Here is a 1,602-nt window from a genome sequence, read left to right on the forward strand (position 1 = left end):
AAAGGCTTGTGTCTGTGCTGCATTAACGCCTCACTGATCTGCTTAATTTTACTCTTTAGCTTCTTCTTTATCGATTCTCGCATCAACTTGAAATTACCGTTGTCCCTGCGGATCGCACAAATATGAGTAAAGCCCAGAAAATTAAACGTCTCTGGTTTCTTTTCCCCTCTTTGCTGACGATTCGAAATCGCAAAACGGCCAAATTCTATCAGCTGCGTTTTGTCGATATTGAGGCTAAGTTTGAATTTCCCAAGGCGCATATCTAATGCTCGTCTTAGCCTTCTTCCATCGTCTTGATATTGAAAGCCAACGACGAAATCATCTGCGTATCGTATAATGTAAACCTCACCGCGTGCATGTCGCTGGCGCCATTGGTGGACCCATAAATCCAACGCATAGTGCAGGTAGATATTGGCCAGTAGCGGCGAAATAACAGCCCCTTGTGGCATACCTACTCGACTTTTATGTTGGGTGTGACCATCCATTACGCCCGCTTTCAGCCAACTTTTTATCAGTTGAAGTACCCGCTTATCTGCCACTCTATGAGCAACGAAACGCAGCAGCCATTCATGATCAATTGCATCGAAGAACCCTTTCAAATCAGCATCTAGCACCCAACTAACCTTCTTATGTGAAATCGCCATATAAACGGCATCCAATGCCTGATGCTGATTTCTATTCGGTCTAAAACCGTAGCTAAAACCCACAAAATCAGTTTCATATATCGGTGTTAACACCAGCACTACTGCCTGTTGGACTATCTTGTCCTCCAGAGCAGTTATGCCTATTGGTCGTTGTTCGCCATTGCCTTTAGGGAGCCATAGCCGTTTCACTGGCTGCGGCTTATATTTTCCCGTATGAAGGCGTTCATGCAGTGCCATTAATTTCGGCTTAAGCTGCGTTGCATACTCGTACCAACCCACATTATCGACCCCTTTGGCCGCTTGTCTATTAAGCTTAGTAAATGCCTCATACAGCAGTGCGGGGGTGATGTGATGTAGTAGGTTATTGAATTGCAGATGTTTATCTTGTTTCGCTACCTTCCCTAATCTCTCCAAACGAGAGGGTACAGTTTCCATGCTCTGTGTCATGGCATACTCCTGTTGAAGTGATTTCCTCTCTGTCCGTCCCCTTCGCTCCACCTGCTCCGCCAAGGGCGCTAACCCCTATTGTTCGCTGGCTTCTTCACTACTATGAGACGGTCTGACTTCCACATCATTATCATCATCGGCTTCGTCATTTGACTTCCCGATAACTTGTCTACCCAGTTATCCTGTAGACAATAATGTGGATCTCCCGAGTTCCGCATAAAAGACATCACCACATGCACAAGGTCTATGACTGCGAAGAGTCAAGCCGTGACTTGCATAGCGTCTACGGCTTATTTTGCCTTCCCCTTCACCCAACAAGGTCAGCACTCTTAAGTTTTGATTTCGCAGCTCAATACTCGGCCTATGGGTTCCCCTGTCAACGCTTAACTCAACACCTTACGATGCAAAGCCCATGACTCGGGGTCTTGGCTGCCTGCTAGGCACTACCAAGCAGAGGACTTTCACCTCCAATCTTCTACCGATTTATCTCGGCGCACTGGGTGGCCATGTT

Annotated in this window: 1 protein-coding gene; it reads right to left on the minus strand. The window is 46.6% G+C overall.

The window, feature by feature from the left end:
- A partial coding sequence (gene ltrA, locus IEW93_RS21715; protein WP_188741270.1) for a group II intron reverse transcriptase/maturase occupies positions 1-1,091 on the minus strand: 1,091 nt, incomplete at its 3' end.
- Positions 1,092-1,602 lie beyond the last annotated feature (511 nt).

The organism is Shewanella inventionis (genome assembly GCF_014641855.1).
GTDB lineage: Bacteria > Pseudomonadota > Gammaproteobacteria > Enterobacterales > Shewanellaceae > Shewanella > Shewanella inventionis.